General features: G+C 65.9%; 21 protein-coding genes. 8 read left to right on the plus strand and 13 right to left on the minus strand.

What is annotated here, in order from left to right:
• Positions 1 to 2: 2 nt before the first annotated feature.
• From motA to fliE, 13 genes are all read right to left on the minus strand, one after another.
• Positions 3 to 869 (minus strand): flagellar motor stator protein MotA, encoded by an 867-nt coding sequence (motA, locus tag C2134_RS04125; RefSeq protein WP_103317759.1) that lies wholly within the window; start codon positions 867 to 869, stop codon positions 3 to 5.
• Positions 870 to 885: 16 nt separating this feature from the next.
• The gene (locus C2134_RS04130) at positions 886 to 1581 is read right to left on the minus strand and encodes a FliA/WhiG family RNA polymerase sigma factor (protein ID WP_103317761.1); all 696 of its coding nucleotides are present in this window, start codon (positions 1579 to 1581) and stop codon (positions 886 to 888) included.
• A gap of 5 nt (positions 1582 to 1586) precedes the next feature.
• Positions 1587 to 2024 carry a flagellar basal body-associated FliL family protein gene (locus C2134_RS04135; protein ID WP_103317763.1) on the minus strand — a complete coding sequence of 146 codons (438 nt, stop codon included), beginning with the start codon at positions 2022 to 2024 and terminating at the stop codon, positions 1587 to 1589.
• Positions 2025 to 2049: 25 nt separating this feature from the next.
• Positions 2050 to 3063 carry a flagellar hook-length control protein FliK gene (locus C2134_RS21690; RefSeq protein ID WP_233196349.1) on the minus strand — a complete coding sequence of 338 codons (1014 nt, stop codon included), beginning with the start codon at positions 3061 to 3063 and terminating at the stop codon, positions 2050 to 2052.
• Complete coding sequence (locus C2134_RS04150; RefSeq protein WP_103317768.1) at positions 3060 to 3347, minus strand: ABC transporter substrate-binding protein; 288 nt, start codon at positions 3345 to 3347, stop codon at positions 3060 to 3062. Before C2134_RS04150 ends, C2134_RS21690 begins: the two co-directional genes overlap by 4 nt.
• Positions 3334 to 3726, minus strand: a complete 393-nt coding sequence (fliS, locus tag C2134_RS04155; protein ID WP_103317770.1) for a flagellar export chaperone FliS — start codon at positions 3724 to 3726, stop codon at positions 3334 to 3336. The genes C2134_RS04150 and fliS overlap by 14 nt, the downstream gene beginning before the upstream one ends.
• Positions 3727 to 3750: 24 nt before the next feature.
• Positions 3751 to 5100, minus strand: coding sequence for a flagellar filament capping protein FliD (gene fliD / locus C2134_RS04160; protein WP_103317772.1), 1350 nt, complete (start codon positions 5098 to 5100; stop codon positions 3751 to 3753).
• 84 nt (positions 5101 to 5184) lie between these two features.
• The gene (fliJ, locus tag C2134_RS04165) at positions 5185 to 5622 is read right to left on the minus strand and encodes a flagellar export protein FliJ (RefSeq protein WP_103317774.1); all 438 of its coding nucleotides are present in this window, start codon (positions 5620 to 5622) and stop codon (positions 5185 to 5187) included.
• Entirely contained in the window at positions 5619 to 6932 is a 1314-nt protein-coding gene (gene fliI, locus C2134_RS04170; protein ID WP_103317776.1) for a flagellar protein export ATPase FliI, read from the minus strand. Before fliI ends, fliJ begins: the two co-directional genes overlap by 4 nt.
• A gap of 3 nt (positions 6933 to 6935) precedes the next feature.
• Entirely contained in the window at positions 6936 to 7607 is a 672-nt protein-coding gene (gene fliH, locus C2134_RS04175) for a flagellar assembly protein FliH (protein ID WP_103317778.1), read from the minus strand.
• Complete coding sequence (locus C2134_RS04180) at positions 7604 to 8662, minus strand: flagellar motor switch protein FliG (protein WP_233196350.1); 1059 nt, start codon at positions 8660 to 8662, stop codon at positions 7604 to 7606. The genes fliH and C2134_RS04180 overlap by 4 nt, the downstream gene beginning before the upstream one ends.
• Positions 8646 to 10319 carry a flagellar basal-body MS-ring/collar protein FliF gene (gene fliF, locus C2134_RS04185; protein ID WP_103317780.1) on the minus strand — a complete coding sequence of 558 codons (1674 nt, stop codon included), beginning with the start codon at positions 10317 to 10319 and terminating at the stop codon, positions 8646 to 8648. The genes C2134_RS04180 and fliF overlap by 17 nt, the downstream gene beginning before the upstream one ends.
• Positions 10320 to 10330: 11 nt before the next feature.
• The gene (fliE, locus tag C2134_RS04190) at positions 10331 to 10672 is read right to left on the minus strand and encodes a flagellar hook-basal body complex protein FliE (protein WP_103317782.1); all 342 of its coding nucleotides are present in this window, start codon (positions 10670 to 10672) and stop codon (positions 10331 to 10333) included.
• A 233-nt stretch (positions 10673 to 10905) separates the two neighbouring features.
• On the opposite strand from fliE, the gene C2134_RS04195 reads away from it, so the two are divergent.
• From C2134_RS04195 to C2134_RS04230, 8 genes are all read left to right on the plus strand, one after another.
• Complete coding sequence (locus C2134_RS04195; protein ID WP_158248688.1) at positions 10906 to 11745, plus strand: flagellar motor switch protein FliM; 840 nt, start codon at positions 10906 to 10908, stop codon at positions 11743 to 11745.
• A gap of 17 nt (positions 11746 to 11762) precedes the next feature.
• On the plus strand, positions 11763 to 12104 hold the full coding sequence (gene fliN, locus C2134_RS04200; protein ID WP_103317785.1) for a flagellar motor switch protein FliN: 342 nt from the start codon (positions 11763 to 11765) through the stop codon (positions 12102 to 12104).
• Positions 12104 to 12847 carry a flagellar type III secretion system pore protein FliP gene (gene fliP / locus C2134_RS04205; protein WP_103317787.1) on the plus strand — a complete coding sequence of 248 codons (744 nt, stop codon included), beginning with the start codon at positions 12104 to 12106 and terminating at the stop codon, positions 12845 to 12847. Before fliN ends, fliP begins: the two co-directional genes overlap by 1 nt.
• Before the next feature lie 13 nt (positions 12848 to 12860).
• A complete protein-coding gene (gene fliQ / locus C2134_RS04210; protein ID WP_103317789.1) occupies positions 12861 to 13133 on the plus strand; it encodes a flagellar biosynthesis protein FliQ in 273 nt (90 codons plus the stop codon).
• Positions 13134 to 13913 (plus strand): flagellar biosynthetic protein FliR, encoded by a 780-nt coding sequence (gene fliR, locus C2134_RS04215; RefSeq protein ID WP_103317790.1) that lies wholly within the window; start codon positions 13134 to 13136, stop codon positions 13911 to 13913.
• Entirely contained in the window at positions 13906 to 15045 is a 1140-nt protein-coding gene (flhB, locus tag C2134_RS04220; protein WP_103317792.1) for a flagellar type III secretion system protein FlhB, read from the plus strand. The genes fliR and flhB overlap by 8 nt, the downstream gene beginning before the upstream one ends.
• Positions 15042 to 17132: a flagellar biosynthesis protein FlhA gene (locus C2134_RS04225; protein ID WP_103317794.1), complete on the plus strand. Its 2091-nt coding sequence runs from the start codon at positions 15042 to 15044 to the stop codon at positions 17130 to 17132. The genes flhB and C2134_RS04225 overlap by 4 nt, the downstream gene beginning before the upstream one ends.
• Before the next feature lie 242 nt (positions 17133 to 17374).
• A complete protein-coding gene (locus tag C2134_RS04230; RefSeq protein WP_103317795.1) occupies positions 17375 to 18256 on the plus strand; it encodes a helix-turn-helix domain-containing protein in 882 nt (293 codons plus the stop codon).
• Positions 18257 to 18303 lie beyond the last annotated feature (47 nt).

Raw genomic sequence — 18303 nt, forward strand, 5'->3', positions numbered from 1 at the left:
GTTTAAGCCAGCCCTTCCAGCGTATTGATCCATGTTTCCAGCTGCGAGAAGCTGGGCTTGGTGTTCAACTGCACCAGGCGGCGGCCGGCGTCGATGGCCAGCAACGGCGGCTTGCCGGAGGCGTGGGTGGTCAGCACCACTTTCACCGATTCGAAATTGGACAGTTCCTCCTTGACCAGCTGCCCCATCACGTTGGACAGCGGGTCCAGCACGCCATAGCAAAAGAAAATGCCGATGAAGGTGCCCACCATCGCCGCGGCGACGCTGGCGGCGATCTCGCCGGCGCTGGCGCCCTGGGCCACGGTATTCATCGCCATCACGATGCCCAGCACCGCGGCCAGAATGCCGAAGCCCGGCATCGCCTCGGCGATCTTGTGCAGCGACTTCGATGGTTGGTTCAACTGCTCGTGGATGGCGTCCAGCTCTTGGTCCAGCACGCCTTCCAGCTCATGGGCATTGATCTTTCCCATCGCCATCAACCGGAAGTTGTCGACAATGAAGGCCAGCAGCTTGGGGCTTTCCAGCACCAGCGGATAGCGGTTGAACAAGGCGCTCTGCCGCGGCGCTTCCACATGCTGATCCAGCGCCTTCAAGCCGCGGCTGGCGGTGATCAACAGCTCGTACATCAACAGCAGCTGCTGGCGCTGGAATTCCGCGCCCTGTTTTTTGCGCATCACCACCCGCTTGATCTGGCCGCCCATTTCCTTCAGCACATGCGGCGGGTTGCCGAGCACCACGGCGCCCAGCGCCGCGCCGCAGATGATCAACAGCTCGGTCGGCTGCCAAATGATGGACAACGCGCCGCCGTGCAGCATGAAGCCGCCGAATACGCAAACCAGCACGATCAGAATGCCAAACAATTGCTGCATGGGGTGTTTCCTTGCTTCAGGCGGCCATCAGGCAGGCCTGCATCTTTTTCAGGGCGCTCTTGTTGATCTGGCAGATGCGGGCCTCAGTCAGCTCCAGCACCGCCGCGATCTCCTTGAGACTCAGTTCAAACTCGTAATACAGCTGGATCACCTGCTGCTCGCGCTCGTTCAGCGCGGTCAGCGCGCGCGCCAGCTCGCTCTGCCGCTCCAGCCGGGCCTCCGGCGAGCCCTCGCCCGCCAGCTCCACGCCGGCGGCCACCATCTCGTCGAAGCTCGCCATCGCCTCGGCGTTTTCCGCCAGCAGCGCGTCGCGGTAGGCCTCGGCGTCCAGCCCCAGCAGCGACATCGCCTCGGCTTCGGACGGTTCCCGCCTCAGCTTGCGCCTCAGTTCGCGCAGCCCGTCGCGCACCCGGTGCGCTTCCTGCCGCACCGCGCGCGGACGCCAATCCAGCCGCCGCAATTCATCCAGAATGGCGCCGCGAATGCGCAGCATGGCGAAGCCGGCGAAACGCTCGTCCGGCTCGCCGCCATAACGGCGCAAGCAATCCAGCAAGGCCATCAGGCCGATTTGCTCCATGTCTTCGCGGTCGAACACGCCGCCGGCCTGGCTGGCCAACTGGCGCGCCGCGCGCTTGACCAGCGGCGCATACGTGGCCAAGTGCCTGGCCTCGTCGGCAGCCTGGCAAGGGGAGGCATAGCTTTCGGCGTACATCGCGCTTACTCGATGATCAGCTTGCTGACCATGACCTCGCTGAATGGCAGCGCCATCCGCTCGCGGGCGAAGGCGGCGCGATAGGCCTTGTCCAGCAGGCGCTGGTAGTCGTCTATGCCCAAGGCGTTGGCGCGTTCGCGGCTCAGTTGCGACAAGGCGCGCACCGCGACGCTCTTCAACAGCGGCAGTTGCTCCTTCACCTTGGCCTCGTCATCCGGCGTGCTGCGAAACACCAAGTCCACCGCCATATAGCGCGGATCGCCGCCGGCTTCGCTCTTCAGCATCACGATGTTCTTATCCAGCGTGATAAAGCGGTAATCGACCGGCTTGGGCGCCTGCGGCGCGGCATGGTTGCCCTGCTGGACATACCACCAGCCGCCGGCCACAGCGCCAGCCGCCAGCAAGGCCGTCAGCGCCGCGGCGATCAGGGTTTTGCCATTCATCTATCCATCACCTCTTTAAATTGCTTCAGCCCTGATCCAGCGAGAAGCCATCGGCCTGAGTCCAGCCGTCCTGCGCCAATGCGCGGCCGGGTTCCTCCCGCTGCGGCTCTCGGCCGTGACGCCCTCCCTGGCCATGGCCGGACGGCATGCCCTCCTTCACGTCCACCGCCACTTGGGTGTACTGGCGAGCGCCCAAGTCCTGGCGCAGCGCGTCGCCTATGTTTTGCAGCTGGCGCACCACCTCGCCGTGCGAGGCGGTCAACTCCACCGTCAACGCCCCGGCCTGGTGGCGGATGGCGATCTCCAGCGTGCCCAGCGACGGCGGGTCCAAACGGATGGTGGCGCGGTCCATGTTCTGGTTGGACAAGACCTGCAGCCGTTCGCCCAACGCCGCCTGCAGCTTGCCGCTCCAGCTTTCCGGCTGCGCGGCCGGCAAGGCCAGGCTGAAACCCTCCGCCGCTTTGCCGGCTTCGGCCGCATGGGCGGTTGGCAAGGACAAGGCGGCTGCATTCAGCGCCGGCATTGGCAGCTCGCTTGACGGCGCCAGTTCGGCCGCTTGTTCGGCCAAAGCCTTGATCTGCCCGACGGGCATGGACAAAGTCCGCTGCGTTGAGGCCGCATCCTGCACCGGCGCGGTGGCCGTCTCTGCCGTGGCCGATCGCGTTTGAGTCTGCGCAGGCAGGCTTTGCGGCAGCAGCGCCTGCCACAGCGGCGACGGCTGCATGGCGGGAGCCTGCGCGACTGGATCGATCCGCTCCCGGTCATCGTCAGCGTCGTCCGGCAGCCGCCGCTCGTGTCGCGGCGCAGCTGCCGTTCCTGGCGCCAGACTGGTCACCACGGCCGGCGCGCCGCCGGATGCCACCGCCGCGCTCGGCGGCGCGGCATTCGGCATGTCTGCTTGATCTGCCGCCTGCATCGCAGAGGCAAAATCATTGACCGGCGCATCATCGTCCGGCAATCCATCGCCCAATGCCGGCGCGACGGCGTCGTCGCCAAGCGGAGGCTGCGTCATCTGAATCGGCGGCGCCACTCTGCTCATGCTTGCTCCCATTCACTGAATTGCGCGTAGGCCAGTTGGCCTTCGCGGTGACGGCCCATGCCTGCCAGCCGGTTCTGCAACGCGTCCAACTCCGCGCGGCCGCTCGCCAACGCGCCGCGATAAGCGGCAGCCAAGGCCGATTTTTCTTCGCCATCCAGATCGCAATCCGGCGCCTCCAGCCTGGCGCGCACGCGCAGATCCAGCGCCGCCAGCGCCGCCCAGTCGCGGCGCGCGCCGGCATCGGCGATGGCTTGGCAGCAACGCGCCACCTCAGGCCGCGTCATGCTGGTCCCGCACGCCTATCCAGCCGCCCTTCAAAGTGGCCAGCAGCTGCTCCGCCTCGTCCAGCGCGGCGATGTCCAGCTCCACGCTGGCCTGGTACAGGCGATGCGCGCAGTAGTCGTACAAGCGCGCCAGATTGGCCACCACCTCGCCGCCGGATTCGAAATCCAGCGCGCTGGACAGGCCATTCAGGATGTTGATGCACTTGCTGATGCTCTCGCCCTTCTGCTCGTAGCGGCGCTGTTGCAGATGGCCGCGCGCGCGCGCGATCTCCTCCAGCAGGCCGTCGAACAGAACCAGCACCAGTTCCACCTGGCTGGCGGCGTGGGTCTGCGACTCCAGATTCACCGCGTGATAGTTGCGGTAGGCTTCGTAATCCACGATCTCGATCCCGTCTTCTTCAAATCAGTTGAAATTGAGCATGCCCAGCGTCTGCTTCATCTGGTCCTGCATGTTCTGCAATTGGGTGAACTGGGCCAGATAGCGCTGGTACAACTGTTGGTATTGCTGCTGCAGCGCGTCCTGGCGGCGGCCCAGGTCTTTCTGCTCGCGGTCGCCGCTGTCGCGCCGCTGCTTGATCAGGCCGTTGCTGTAATTCAGCCACTTGTCCAGATAATCGCTGCTCTGTTTGAGCGCGCCGTTCTGGCCCGTCGCGTTGAAGTAGCGATCCAGCGCGTCCGGCGCAGCCTTCAGCGCGTCTCCCAGCTTCTTGCTGTCCAGCGTCAGCGTGCCGTCGCGGCTGGCGCTGATGCCCAGCTGGCCCAAGGTGATGCCGTCGTAAGACTGGCGCAGGATGGCGTTGAGCTGGCCCTTCAGCGCGCGCACGCTGGAGTCGTCGGCAAAGGCCGCGCCCGGCTTGCCGCTGGAACCCGGCTGCGACAGATCGGCTATCGCCTTGTAGATCTTGTTGTACGCATCCACGAAGGACTGCACATTGGCCGTGGTGTCGCTGTCGCTGCGGCTGATGGCCAGTTGCAGCGGCGGATCGCCGTCCTTGCTCAGCTTGTTGACGGTGAAGCTGACGCCCTCGATGTTGTCGAAAGTGTTCGAGCCCTGCTGCAGACGCACGCCGGCTGTCTTGCCGCCCAGCCAGGCCACCGCGTCCTGGGCCTTGCTCAGCTCCTTGGGCGCAGACAGGCCGGCTTTCAGGCCCGCATCGGCCACTTGGCTCAGGTCCAGTGAAATCGCGTTCTTTTCGCCGCTCTTGCCGGCAGACAGCACCAACTGGCTGCTGCCGTTGCTGTTCAGCACCATGGCGTTGACCTTGCCGGCATTGCCGTCGGCCCGGTTGATCGCCAGCGCCAATTCGCCCGGCGTAAGCTTGCCGTCGCCATCCTTGTCCGCGCCGTCCAGCGGCACGGTGAAGCTGTCGCCGCCGGCCAGCTTGATGGTGAGCTTATCTCCCGCTTTCGCGGCCGCGCCGGCCAAATCGCCCATCAGCAGTTGCTGAGCGCTGGCCAGCTGCTCGACAAACACGCTGTAATTGCCGGCCTGGGCATTGCCCTTGGCGCTGACCGTGGCCGCGCCGTCCGGCGTGGCGCTGGCGCTCATGGCCATCAGACTCTTCTTGCCGCTCAGCGTAGTGAGGCTGCTCTTGTAATCCTGCAGCGCCTTCTGCAGCTGGTTCAGCGCGTCGCTGCGCGCCTTGGAAGCCTTGTTCTGGCTATCCAGCGCGTTCTGCAAATTGCCCAGGCTGTTTTTGGCCAGATTGTCCGCCCAGGTGCTGGGCGGCATCGCGTTGAAGTCAATCGCCATCGCTATCCCTTTCGTCAGCTAATCAATGGTCTGCACCATTGAAGTGGCGACCGCCGCGGACCCAGACTGAAATGCCGTGAATATTCACCATGCGCCGCGCCCTCTCAGCCAGGCCTGGCCAGCGGTTTCATCCGTCCGTTTCTGCTCGGCCCGCTGCATCTGATGCCGCCAGTCCAGCGCAAGCGCTTCGCGCAATTGCCGCACCTGCTCCTCGCGCCGGCGCGCCGCTTCCAGCCGCCCGCGGCTGACTTCGGCATCGGCCTCCGCCAGCCGCAAATCCTGCTGCTGTGTCTGCTTCAGCCCGGCCAGATGGCTTTTGTAGCCGGCGCAGTTCATCGCCAGCGCCGGATGTCCGGCGGCGGCAGTGGCGCCGCTGGCTGCGTTCAGTTGCTCCAGACGTTCGATATTGCGTCGATAGCGCTCCTGCAGCCGGCGCTTGGCGGCCAGCTCGGTCTCCAGCTTTTCGCCGTCGCGGCGGCGCAGCGTCAGCAACAGGTCCAATTGGCGAATCGGCGGATTCATGCGCGGGCAAGCTCCTGCAGTTGATGGCGCGTATCGGCAAACGGCGCGGCGTCATCCGCGCTTTGACGCAGCAGCGCCTCGATGCGCGGCTGCAGCCGCAAGGCGCGGTCGGTGGCGGCGTCCGCGCCGGGCACATACGCGCCCAGCGGCAGCAGGCCGCGCACTTCCTGGTAGCGGCTCCAGGCCGCTCGCACCTCGCGCGCGACGGCTACGTGTTCTTCATCGACCAGCTGGCTCATGCAACGGCTGACCGAACGCGAAATATCGATGGCCGGGTAGTGGCCGCGCTCGGCCAGCTCGCGGCTCAGCACGATGTGGCCGTCCAGAATCGCGCGCGCGGTGTCCACCACCGGATCTTGCTGGTCGTCGCCCTCCGCCAGCACGGTATAGATGGCGCTCATGCTGCCCTCGCCGCCTTCGCCGTTGCCGGCGCTCTCGGCCAGGCTAGGCAGCAGGCCGAACACCGATGGCGGATAGCCGCGCGTGGCCGGCGGCTCGCCCAGCGCCAGCGCCACTTCGCGTTGCGCCATGGCGTAGCGGGTCAGCGAATCCACCAGCAACAGCACGTTGCGGCCGCGGTCGCGGAAGTGCGCGGCGATGGTGTGGGTCAGCTCGGTCGCCTTCAGCCGCATCAACGGGGATTCATCGGCCGGGGCCACCACCAGCACCGCCTTGGCCATCCCTGCCGGCCCCAGCGCGTGCTCGACAAACTCGCGCACCTCGCGGCCGCGTTCGCCGATCAGGCCCACGACGACAACCTCGGCCTCGGTATGGCGGGTGATCATGCCCAAGAGCACGCTCTTGCCCACGCCGGAGCCGGCGAACAGGCCGACGCGCTGGCCGCGTCCTATGGTCAGCAGGCCGTTGATGGCGCGCACGCCGACATCCAGCGGCCTATCCACCGGCTTTTTCTTCAAGGGATTGATCTGCGGCGGATGGGCGGCCAGCGGCGCGTCGCCGCCCAGGCGGCCCTTGTCGTCCAGCGGTTCGCCAAGGCCATTGACGATGCGGCCCAGCCAACCATCGCCTATCATCAGGCCGCTGCTGTCCGGCGCCGGCAATACGCGCGCGCCGGTGGTCAGCCCCACCGGCTTCTTGAACGGCATCAGGAAGGAGACTTCGCGGCGGAAGCCCACCACCTGCGCCTGCAGCCAGCCGCCGCCGGCGGTTTCCACCAGGCAGCGCTGGCCGGTATGCAGCGGGCAGCCCACGCTTTCCAGCAGCAGGCCATTCACCCCCACCAGCTTGCCGCTGACGGTGGCGACCGGCGTTTCCGGCACGGATAGCTGGCTCAGCGCCTGGCGCAGCATCGCTTAGCCCTCTTCCGCCATGAGCTGCTCGCGCAGGCTGGCCACGCAATGCTCCAGCCGCTGCTGGCAGCCGGCGTCCGCCTCGAATTCGACGCCGCGCACGCGGCATTCGCCCGGCGCCAGCGCCGGATCGGCGGACAATTGCCAGCGTGCGGCCCGCTCCGGCGCCAGTTCGCGGATGCGCTGGCACTCCTCCGGATTGAGCAGCACCTCCACCTCGCCCTGCGCATGCGCGCCCTGCGGCAAGGCGGCCAGCGTCTCTTCCACCAGGTCCAGAATCTGCACCGGCTTCAGCGCCAGTTCGCAACGAATCACCTGGCGCGCCACCTTGGCCACCAGATCGACGACTTCGTCGCGTTGCGCGGCCTGGTAATCGCGGCACAGCTTGCGCAATTGTTTGATGGCGGCCTCCAGCGGCGCCGCCAGTTGATTCAAGCCGGCCAGGGTTTCGGCGCGCGCGGCGGCGGCGCCTTCGGCGCGGCCCTGCTCCAGCCCAGCCTGGTAGCCCGCATCGCGGCCGGCCGCCTCGCCGCTGTCGTAGCCCTCGCGGTAGCCGGCATCCATGCCCTGGCGGAAGCCGTCGGCGGCGGAGGCCTGCACCTCGGCCGCGGCGGCCGGCGCCAGCGGCGCGCCCTCGATCAGCGGCGGAAAGCGGAACGGTCTCCAGGCCTTCACTCGACCACCTCCTCAGGGAACAGCTGCAGATCGATCTCGCCGGCATCGGCCAATTGTCTCACCTGGGCCATGATTTCGCGGCGCGCTTCCTCGACGCGGCTCTTGGGCACCGGGCCGGAACGGCGCATCGTCGCTTCGAAGTTCTGCGCCTGGCGGCGCGGCATGGTCTGGATGATGGCGTCGCGCACGGCTGGCTCGGCGCCTTTCAGCGAGATGGTCCACTGTTCCAGCGCAATGTCCTCGCAGATGCGCATCAGCACCTCTTCGGTCTGGCGCGACAAGATGAAGAAGTCGTACATCCTCGCCTCGATCTCGTCGACGATGTCCGGATCGTGCGCGCGCAGCAGCTCCATCATCCGGCTGCGGTCGCCCGGCAGGCGGTTGATGATGTCGGCGGTTTGCTGCATGCCCTCCACCGCCGTGCTCTGGGTGTGCAGGCTTTCCAGGCAGCGATCCACCAGCTCTTCCAGCTCGTGCAGCAGTTCGCGGTCCACATCCTTCAACCTGGCCACATTGACCAGCACGCTGTCGCGGCTGGCGGCAGGCAAGGCGTCCACCACCTGGCCGGCCAAGGCCGGCGGCAGGAAAGCTAGGAACACAGCCTGCATCCGCACGTGCTCGACGGCGATGCGGTCGGCCAGCCATTGCGGCGACACCCATTGCAGCCGCGCCATCTTGGGCCGGATGGCATCGCCATAGATGGTGTCCAGCACGCTGCCGGCGATGTCGCCCCCCAGCGCCAGCTCCAGCGAGCGCTTGAGGAAGCTGCGGCTGGCGCCGTGCACGCCGCTCTGCTCGCGATATTCGTCAAAGAAACGCTGCATGGTGGTTTTCACCGCGTCCACCTTGATGCCGCTCATGCCGGACATGGCTTGCGTCACTTGCAGCAGCTCCTCCCGGCTGAGGCAGCGCAGCACGGCCGCGGCCGGCTCTTCGCCCATGCAAAGCAGCAGCACGGCGGCTTGCTCGATGGCGCTCATCTGGCCATGGCCGGCAGGCGGTTGCGGGGGAACGTAAGCCGGAGACTCCGGCGGCGGATTATTGTTTGCGTCCATTGTTCTGCACCCATTGCTTGACCACTTCCGCGACGCGCTCCGGCTCCTTGGCCGCCAGCCCCTTCAGGTGCTCCACCATCACGTCCACCGGCGAACCAGCCGGCGGCAGATCGTAATTTTCCAAGAGCGGCACCACCGCGCTGTCGCCCGGCGCGGCCGCCAGCGCGGCCTGGCGCTGGGTCGCGGCCTCGCGCAGCGGACGGTTGTCCAGCAGCGGATCTTCCGGCGTCACGTCGAGTTCGTCCGGCGCGTAGTCGCGCAGTTTGTGTTCGGCCAGTTGGCGGGCGATCTTCAGCAACGGCCGCGCCAGCAGCAAATAGGCCAGCAGCAGCGCTACGGCGTAGGCCGTCCAGCGCGCGCCTTCATACCAGGTTTCCGGCTGCTGCCAGATCGGCTCCTCCTGCGGCGCGGCGGCGAAGTGAAGCGCGGACACCGCCAGCACATCGCCGCGCTCGGCGTTGATGCCCAAGCCGTTGCGCAGCAGCTTGTCGATATTGGCCAGGTCGGCCGGCTGCCAGCCCTTGCGGCCCGGCGCCGCGGCCTGGTTCAGCACCACGGCCACGCTGAGGCGGCGCAGGGTACCGCGCGCTTTCTTGATATTGGTGATGTTGCGGTCGTAGGCGTACTGGCGGGTGACGGCGTTCTTGCTGTTGCCGGCTTTCTCGCCGGCCGCGCCGGACGAATCGGTATTGACCGGCCGGTTGCTCAGGGAGCCGGGCACGCCCAGCGCGGCGCGCTCGGTGCTGGTTTCCTCGCGCGAAGCCTCATTGGTGACCTTGGGCGCTTCGCCGTATTTTTCGCGGGTTTCCTCGACCCGGTCGTTGTCCACGTCGGCCGTCACGCTGACCTTGAAATTGTCGGCGCCCAAGGCCGGCGTCAACAGGTCGCGCACATTCTGCAAGGCCTCCTGACGGAAGCGCTTGGCCGCCTCGCTGTCGGTCGCCGACAGATTGCCGTCGCTGAGGTCGATGCGCCCGGACAGCAGCGCGCCGGCCTGATCCACCAGCGTCACCTGCGACGGCTCCAGCGTGGACACGCTGCCCGCCACCAGTTTGACCACCGCGGCGATCTGCTCATTCGACAACTGCTGGCCCGGTTTCAGCGTCACCACCACCGAGGCGGAGCCCTTCTCGCTGCCGGCGGTGACGAAGGAGGTGCTGCGCGGCAGCGACAAATGCACGCGCGCGGCGCGCACCGGGTCCAACGCCATGATGCTCTGCGCCAGCTCGCCTTCCAAGCCGCGGCGGAAGCGCACGTCCTGCACGAACTGGCTGACGCCCAGCGGATCGTTCTTGTCCAGCAGCTCCAGCCCGGCGGGCAACTGCGCCACCACCCCTTTGGCCGCCAGCTGCATGCGCGCGCGGGCCAGATCGGCGTCCGGCACCAGCACCTGGCCGGTTTGCGGATGGATGCGATACGGAATCTTGTCGGCATCGAGCGCCGCCATCATGTCGGCGCTGTTGACTTTCTCCTGGGCGCCGAACACCGGCTTGTAGCTGGCATCGTCGCGCCACAGCCACAAGGTGGCCGCCACGCTGACGCCTATGGCCAAGAGCACGATGGGCAGCAGCGTGCGCCAGGCGTTGTCCGGCAGCAGACGGCGGCCGGCCATTCTTTGTTGTACCGCGGCAAAGCCGCTGCGCAGTTGTTTGACCACTTGCCCGCCCCTTACAGCTGCATCTTGATCAGCTCGTCCACCGCGCCGACCACTTTGTTACGCACCTGCATCAGCATGGAAAAGGACAGGCTGGCTTCCTGGCTCATCAGCATGGCGCCGACCAGATCGTCGCTCTGGCCGCTATCCACCTCGGTCATCTTTTCCGACGCCAGACGGTTCTGTTGATCGACGTCGCGCACGGCCGCCACCATCGCCTGGCCGAAGCTATGCGCGGCCGGCGTCTCGTCCTGCGCCGGCCGCGGCGCCGCGACGGCGCCTTGGCCAAGCGCGTTCATCTCGCCCAGCAGCTGGTTGCGGTCGGCATGAATCATCAAACCGAGATTGGCGGCCATATCCCATCCTTAGAGTTCAAATCGTTTGAAGCCCGCGCCGTTTATTGACTGCGCTAACAAGTCTTGATGCAGGCTGCCGGATTTTAAACTCAATGATTTATTTAAATGCCGGTACTTTTCACAACGCTAAGCGTGAATTTTCCCCCTTTACCGCAAGCGGCCAACCAGTAAGATGCACACTCCCAGCAATAGCCGGGGGTTGTCCGCAACCTCCCCACGAACGACACACCGTCATGCCCAAAGCCAAAATCGTTGCGCCGGAGGACGGCGCCCGCCTGCAGGCCTTGGATCTGCGCACCCTGGGCCGGCCGACCCACCTGCTGCCGTTGTTCGCCCGCGCGCTGCGGCAGGATCTGGGCGACTTCTTCGAGCGCGAGCTGAACCGGCGCTATCACGCCGGCTTCCGCCTGTCTGCGCTCAACCAGCATTTGCCCGCCGCCGACGAGCTGCGCTGGCAGTGGCACGCGCTGGACGATTGGCAGCTGGGCAGCCATTTCGACCGCGGCCTGCTGCTGGGCATCCTCGATTACCGCTTTGGCGCCGACGGCGCCGCGGCCAAAGACGAGCTGCCGGCGGAGACGGAAACCGAGCGCAGGCTGGCGAGAACCTTGGCCGAACGGCTGCTGCCGCGGCTGGCTGGCGTTATCCACCGCCTGGCTGGCCGCGACGCGCCAGACATCACCCTCCGCCCGCAAGGCTTCGCGCCGCAGCCGGCCTGGCAACTGGAACTGGACGTCGCAGACGGCGATCGGCCGCTGGGCGCGCTGCGCCTGCGCCTGGACCACACCGCCTTCGACGCGCTGCTGCAAAGCCTGTCCGGCCAGCGGCCGCGCCTGCCCGGCCCTGCCGAACGCGCCCGCTTCGACGAGACGCTGCAGCTGCGGCTGAACGCGCGCCTGCTGCAGCAAGCGCTGCCGCTGGGCGCCATCCTCGATTTGAAACCCGGCAGCGTGCTGCCGGTATCGCTGCCGCCGCGCGCCGAGGTCTGCGTGCGCGAGACGCCGCTGTTTTCGGCCCAGGTGGCGGAGCGCCAGGGCAAGCTGTGCCTGAGCGGCTTCGCCGATATCGAATGAGTACCGAAGGAAACCCGATGGATCACAACCAAGATTTCGACCTGGACGGCATTCTGGACGGACTGGACACGCCGGCGCCGGCCGCCGAGGCAGCCGCGCCCGCCCGCGACATGACGCCGTTTCTGCGCAAGATTCCGGTCAAGCTGACGCTGGAAGTCGGCGGCGCGGACATCTCGCTGGCCGACCTGTGCCGCATTGGCCCCGGTTCGGTGGTGGAACTGGACAAAGTGGCCGGCGAGCCGCTGGACATCAAGGTCAACGGCACAACCATAGGCCGCGCCGAGGTGGTGGTGTCCGGCGACAACTACGGCCTGCGCGTAGTGGAACTGAACGACCTGCAGCTGGACAGCCTGGCTTGATGAAACGGATTGCCACACTGGCCGCCGCAGCGGCCACTCTGCTGCTGGCCGCACCCGCCTGGGCCGAACCCCTGAAGCTGCTCTCAGCCAACGCCGGCGGCATGCCGGTGGATTTCACGATCAAGACTCAGATCCTGATCCTGATGACGGCGCTGGGCCTGTTGCCGGTGCTGGCGCTGATGATGACCAGCTTCACCCGCTTCGTCATCGTGCTGTCCTTGTTGCGCCAGGCGCTGGGCCTGCAGCAGGGCCTGCCCAACCGCCTGATCACCGGCGTGGCGCTGATCCTGACCTTGCTGGTGATGCGGCCGGTGGGCTTGCAGGTGTGGAACGAGGCCATGGTGCCGTTCGATCAGGACAAGATCACCATGCAGCAGGCGCTGGAGATCGCCGCCAAGCCGGTCAGCCGCTTCATGCTGGCGCAAACCAGCAAGACCGCGCTGGCCCAGGTGGCCAAGCTGTCCGGCGAGGGCGACGTCGCCCATCCGGAAGACCACGCCTTCACCGTCAAGCTGGCGGCTTTTGTGCTGTCCGAGCTGAAAACCGCGTTCCAGATCGGCTGCATGCTGTTCATCCCTTTCCTGGTGATAGACCTGGTGGTGTCCAGCGTACTGATGGCGATGGGCATGATGATGCTGTCGCCGCTGGTGATCTCGCTGCCGCTAAAGCTCTTGCTGTTCGTGCTGGTGGACGGCTGGTCGCTGACCGTCAACACCCTGGTCACGTCGATACAGGCTTATTAGGAGAGACGGAGCCATGCTGACACCCGATATCGCCATCGACATCGTCAACGACAGCCTGCGCGTAGTCGTGACGCTGGTGGTGCTGCTGGTGCTGCCCAGCCTGATCGTCGGCGTGGTGGTCAGCCTGATCCAGGCCGCCACCCAGATCAACGAACAGACGCTGTCCTTCCTGCCGCGGCTGTTGATCGTGCTGTTGACCATCGCCTTGGCCGGCCACTGGATCACCGGCTATCTGATGGACTTCTGCGTCGCCATGTTCCAGCGCGCCGCCAGCCAGGTGGGCTAGATGCAGGGACTATACGCCCAGTTGCTGGACTTGCTCCCCGCCGTGTGGTGGCCGTTTTGCCGGCTGCTGGCGGCGTTCAGCATCGCGCCCTTCATCGGCGACGCCATGGTGCCGATGCCGGCGCGCATCGGCCTGGCGCTGGCGCTGGCCGTCGCCTGCCTGCCCATCATGCCGGCTCACTCGCCGATTGATCCGTTCTCCATGCACGGCGTAGCCGCCAGCGTGGAACAGATCATCATCGGCCTGCTGTTCGGCCTGGCCTTCCAACTGACCATGTCCATCCTGTCGCTGCTAGGCTTCCTGCTGTCGTCGCAAATGGGGCTGTCGATGGCGGTGATGAACGATCCCGGCAACGGCAACAGCTCCGACGTGGTCTCCAGCCTGCTCTACCTGCTGGCCGCCCTGCTGTTCTTCGCCATGGACGGCCATCTGGTGCTGGTGCAGGTGGTATACGCCAGCTTCCGCGCCTGGCCCCTGGGCGCGGGCATTCCGCAGGCGTCGCTGCCGGTGCTGGCGGCCAGCGTGGGCTGGGTGATGTCGGCCGCGGTGGTGCTGGCGTTGCCGGCGGTGTTCGCCACCTTCGTGGTGCAGGCTGGTTTCGGCATGATCAACCGCGTGGCGCCGGCGCTTAACCTGTTTTCCTTGGGCTTCCCGGTGGTGACGCTGTTCGGCCTCGGCACGCTGACCCTGCTGATGCAGGTGCTGCCGCCGCAATACCTGAGCCTGAGCGGGCAGACGCTGCGCCTGCTGGACCAATTGCTGGGGATGGGCCATGGCTGAGGCGCGCCAGGGCGACAAGACCGAAAAAGCCACGCCGCAACGGCTGCGCAAGGCGCGCGAGCAAGGCCAGGTGCCGCGCTCCAAAGACCTGGCCGCCGCGCTGGGCCTGATCCTGGCCTTGAAGCTGGTTTTCTGGCTGGCTCCGGACTGGCTGGACGATTTTCGCCGGCTGTTCGCGCTGGCCTTCGCCCCATTGGCCGGCCAGGGCGCGCTGGAGAACAGCTGGTCCAAGCTGTTCGCCGGCACCCTGCTGCTGATCCTGAAAATGCTGGCGCCGCTGACCGTCATTCCGCTGACCATGCTGCTGCTCAGCCTGTTTCCCGGCGGCTGGGTCTTCGTGCTGTCGCAGCTCAGTCCCAAGTTCGAGCGCATGAACCCGCTGGCGCATCTCTCCCGGCTGGCCTCGCCCAAGCACGCCAGCGAGATCGGCAAATCCATTCTGAAAGCGCTGATCCTGGGCTGGCTGCTGTACCGCATCGCCAGCGATTCGCTGCATGACTTCTTCGCCCTGCACAGCATGCCGCTGCTACCGACCTTAACCGGCGCGGCGGATCTGCTGCTGGGCTGTCTGCTCAAGCTCTCCGCCGTGTTCCTGTTGTTCGCGCTGGCCGACTTACCGCTGCAGGTCTTCCTGTTCTTGAAACAACAAAGAATGAGCAAGCAGGAAATCAAGGAAGAGTACAAAAACACCGAAGGCCGCCCGGAAGTGCGCCAGCGCATCCGCCAGCTGCAGCGCCAACTGGCGCAGCGCGGCGTGCGCAAGGCGCTGCCGGGCGCCGATGTCATCATCGTCAACCCCAGCCACTACGCGGTGGCGCTGAAGTACGACGAAGATCGGGCCGAAGCGCCCTTCATCGTCGCCAAGGGCGTGGACGAGATGGCGCTGTACATCCGCCAGCTGGCGGACGAGCTGAAACTGACGGTGTTGCCGCTGCCGCCCTTGGCGCGCGCCGTCTACCACACCACCCAGGTCAACCAGCAGATCCCCGCGCCGCTGTACCGCGCGGTGGCGCAAGTGCTGACTTATGTTCTGCAACTGAAAGCGTTCCAGGCGGGCAACCGCCGCAAGCTCCCCACCCTGCCGGACCTGTCGGTACCGCGCGAACTGTCCGATCCCGAAGCCGCATCATGAACTCGCTGACCAAACTGCTTGCCGATATCGGCCGCCACAAACTGGCCGCCCCGCTGTTCCTCCTGGCCATTCTGGCCATGGTGATGCTGCCGCTGCCGCCCCTGGCGCTGGACATGCTGTTCACCTTCAACATCGTGCTGGCCATCATTGTGATCCTTGTCAGCGTGTCGGCGCGGCGGCCGCTGGATTTCTCGGTGTTCCCCACCATCATCCTGGCCACTACGCTGCTTCGGCTGTCGCTGAACGTGGCGTCCACCCGCGTGGTGCTGCTGCACGGCCACGAGGGCACGCATGCCGCCGGCCGGGTGATCGAGGCCTTCGGCAATGTGGTGATAGGCGGCAACTTCGTGGTCGGCATGGTGGTGTTCGTCATCCTGATGATCATCAACTTCATGGTGGTGACCAAGGGCGCCGAGCGCATTTCCGAAGTGTCCGCCCGCTTCACGCTGGACGCGCTGCCGGGCAAGCAGATGGCCATCGACGCCGACCTCAACGCCGGCCTGATCAATCAGGAGCAGGCGCAGCAGCGGCGCCGCGACATCGCCACCGAGGCGGACTTCTACGGCGCAATGGACGGCGCGTCCAAATTCGTGCGCGGCGACGCCATCGCCGGCATCCTGATCCTAATCATCAACCTGTTCGGCGGCGTGGCCATCGGCGCGCTGATGCACGGCCTGTCCGCCGGCGACGCCTTCCGCCAGTACGCGCTGATGACCATAGGCGACGGCCTGGTGGCGCAGATTCCGGCGCTGCTCTTGTCGTCAGCCGCCGCCATCATCGTCACCCGCATCAGCGACGACGGCGACATGCCGGCCCAGGTGGGCAAGCAGATGCTGGCCTCGCCGACCGTGCTGATGAGCGCCGCCGGCATGATGTTGATCCTGGCCATCATCCCCGGCATGCCCTGGCCCACCTTCCTGGGATTCGCCGCGCTGCTGGCCTATGTGGCCTGGCGCATGCACGCGCGCCAGCCGCCGGCCGCCGCCGCGCTGAATCAGACCGCGGTGAAGTCTGCCATTCAGGGCGAGGCGGAAATCGAGCTGGAATGGAGCACCCTGCCCTATTCCGATGTGTTGAGCGTCACGCTGGGCTACCGGCTGGTGGCGCTGCTGGATGCCAGTCAGGGGGCGCCGCTGACCAAGCGGGTCAAGGGTGTGCGGCAAAGCCTGTCCGAGCAGATGGGCCTGCTGCTGCCGGCCATCAGCCTGCGCGACGATCTGCGGCTCAAACCCTCGCAATACGCCATCCAGATCTCCGGCGCCACCGTGGCGGAGGCGGAGGTCTACGCCGACCGCCTGATGGCCATTCCCTCGCCGGAAGTCTACGGCGACATCGACGGCATCCCCGGCATCGATCCGGCCTACGGCATGCCGGTGACGTGGATCGCGTTGACCGACAAGAGCAAGGCGCTGGGCCTCGGTTATCAGGTGGTGGACTGCGCCAGCGTGATGGCCACCCATTTGAACAAGGTGATGCGCGAAAACCTGCCCGAACTGTTCCGCCATGACGACGTGGCGGCGCTGACCGAAAGGCTGTCGGCCCTCGCCCCCAAGCTGGCGACCGCGCTGGGCCAGGCGCTGACGCCGGTGCAGCAACTGCGCGCCTATCGCCAGCTGCTGCAGGACGGCATCTCGCTGAAAGACATCGTGCCTGTCGCCACGGCCCTGCTGGAAGCCAGCGACACCACCAAGGATGCCATCATGCTGGCCGCCGAAGTGCGCTGCGCGTTGAAACGGCAGATCGTGCAGGCCATCGCCGGCCCGCGCGACGAAATCCGCGCCTTCAATCTGTCGGCCGAGCTGGAAAACCTGCTGCTCTCCGCGCTGTCGCAGGCGCAGCAAACCGGCAAGCCTCAGCTGGACAGCTTCCCGGTGGACCCGAACGTGCTGCAGCAGCTGCAAGCCAATATGCCGGTGATACGCGATCAGATGAAACAGATGGGCCAGCCGCCGGTGCTGCTGGTGATGCCGCAAATCCGGCCGCTGCTGGCGCGCTACGGCCGGCTGTTCGCACCCGGCCTGAACGTCCTGTCGTACAACGAGGTGCCGGAAAGCCGCCAGGTCAGCTTGACGGGTACGCTGGGCTGACCTTGTTGCATTTCATGCGCAAGGGCGGCATTTCGCGCGAGATGCGCCGCCACGCCGCCAGAATGGCTGCAGCCCTTGCCAGGAAAGGACTCATACCAATGGATTTTTTTGCATGTTGTGAAAATGCAATTGCATGATTTGCAAAATACGAAAATTTTGCCATTTAATGCACATTACACTGGCATGACAAGAAGATGGGTGCTAGCATGCAGAGCATGAATTTGATGTGAAGGTACTTCACCATGTCCGATGCCAAATGCGCCAATCAGATCATCTGTGACAACATCCGCGCCCAGCTGGAGCACTTCCACTGGCCGGAAGCCCAACAAGCCGGTCTGATCGAACAGATTCTGGGATTGAGCACTTCCCAGGCCTACCGCAAGCTGAACGGCAGCAGCCCATGGCAGCTGGCCCAGGTGGAAAAGCTTGCCCAATATCTGAATATCCCCACCTCCACCCTGCTGGTGAACCGCGCGCAGCCGGATGCCCCGGCCACGCCCGCCGCCAACGAGCAGGAGCTGATTCCGGCCATTCTGCATCTGAACAACCAGAGCGGCGAAGCGCACTGTTGGATCCAGCTGGGCGAAGAACTGGCAGACGACTCCTGCGCCCCGCTGCTGCTGGCCAAGCGGCTGCATGACTGTTGGCATGTCTTCCCCGGCACCCAGTTCGACGGCGAGGGCGGCCATGAAGTCACGTACCTGACCATCCGCCCGCCCAAGCGCGCCAACAGCAAGCGCCTGCTGGTCGCGGTGCTGGATGACAAGGATGCCGACCTGCTGTCCGCCATCCTGGTGCAGCAGGGTCTGTTCGCGCTGCCTTACTACCAGTCGCAAGCGCTGCTGCAGGCGCTGCCGCAGGAAGATTTTGACGCTTTCGTGCTGGACTGGGTGCTGGACGAGCCCGGCAGCTGCATGCAAGTGATCGAAACCATCCGCCGCCATTCGCCGAATGTGCCTATCATCGTGCTGACCGGCTACGCGCTGGAGCACGAGAATGAGCTGTCCCAAGCGCTGCAGACGCACGGCGTCTACTACATCGGCAAGCCGGCGCCCGGCTCCATCCTGGCGCTGCAGATCAAGAACATGGTCACCAACGCGCTGGAACCGGCCGGGCTGAACTAAACCGCATCCGCGCAAAAACAAACAGGCTCCGCAAGGAGCCTGTTTGC

This window comes from Chromobacterium sinusclupearum, from assembly GCF_002902845.1.
In the GTDB taxonomy this organism is placed as follows: Bacteria; Pseudomonadota; Gammaproteobacteria; order Burkholderiales; family Chromobacteriaceae; genus Chromobacterium; species Chromobacterium sinusclupearum.

Excerpts from the sequence above, each read along its gene's own strand:
- C2134_RS04150 (WP_103317768.1), bottom strand. The coding sequence starts at position 3,347 with ATGACGCGGCCTGAGGTGGCGCGTTGCTGCCAAGCCATCGCCGATGCC.
- motA (WP_103317759.1), bottom strand. The coding sequence starts at position 869 with ATGCAGCAATTGTTTGGCATTCTGATCGTGCTGGTTTGCGTATTCGGC.
- fliR (WP_103317790.1), top strand. The coding sequence starts at position 13,134 with ATGCAGGGACTATACGCCCAGTTGCTGGACTTGCTCCCCGCCGTGTGG.
- fliD (WP_103317772.1), bottom strand. The coding sequence starts at position 5,100 with ATGGCGATTGACTTCAACGCGATGCCGCCCAGCACCTGGGCGGACAAT.
- C2134_RS04135 (WP_103317763.1), bottom strand. The coding sequence starts at position 2,024 with ATGAATGGCAAAACCCTGATCGCCGCGGCGCTGACGGCCTTGCTGGCG.
- fliP (WP_103317787.1), top strand. The coding sequence starts at position 12,104 with ATGAAACGGATTGCCACACTGGCCGCCGCAGCGGCCACTCTGCTGCTG.
- fliN (WP_103317785.1), top strand. The coding sequence starts at position 11,763 with ATGGATCACAACCAAGATTTCGACCTGGACGGCATTCTGGACGGACTG.
- fliE (WP_103317782.1), bottom strand. The coding sequence starts at position 10,672 with ATGGCCGCCAATCTCGGTTTGATGATTCATGCCGACCGCAACCAGCTG.
- C2134_RS04130 (WP_103317761.1), bottom strand. The coding sequence starts at position 1,581 with ATGTACGCCGAAAGCTATGCCTCCCCTTGCCAGGCTGCCGACGAGGCC.
- C2134_RS21690 (WP_233196349.1), bottom strand. The coding sequence starts at position 3,063 with ATGAGCAGAGTGGCGCCGCCGATTCAGATGACGCAGCCTCCGCTTGGC.
- C2134_RS04180 (WP_233196350.1), bottom strand. The coding sequence starts at position 8,662 with ATGGACGCAAACAATAATCCGCCGCCGGAGTCTCCGGCTTACGTTCCC.
- fliI (WP_103317776.1), bottom strand. The coding sequence starts at position 6,932 with ATGCTGCGCCAGGCGCTGAGCCAGCTATCCGTGCCGGAAACGCCGGTC.
- fliQ (WP_103317789.1), top strand. The coding sequence starts at position 12,861 with ATGCTGACACCCGATATCGCCATCGACATCGTCAACGACAGCCTGCGC.
- flhB (WP_103317792.1), top strand. The coding sequence starts at position 13,906 with ATGGCTGAGGCGCGCCAGGGCGACAAGACCGAAAAAGCCACGCCGCAA.
- C2134_RS04195 (WP_158248688.1), top strand. The coding sequence starts at position 10,906 with ATGCCCAAAGCCAAAATCGTTGCGCCGGAGGACGGCGCCCGCCTGCAG.
- C2134_RS04230 (WP_103317795.1), top strand. The coding sequence starts at position 17,375 with ATGTCCGATGCCAAATGCGCCAATCAGATCATCTGTGACAACATCCGC.
- C2134_RS04225 (WP_103317794.1), top strand. The coding sequence starts at position 15,042 with ATGAACTCGCTGACCAAACTGCTTGCCGATATCGGCCGCCACAAACTG.
- fliJ (WP_103317774.1), bottom strand. The coding sequence starts at position 5,622 with ATGAATCCGCCGATTCGCCAATTGGACCTGTTGCTGACGCTGCGCCGC.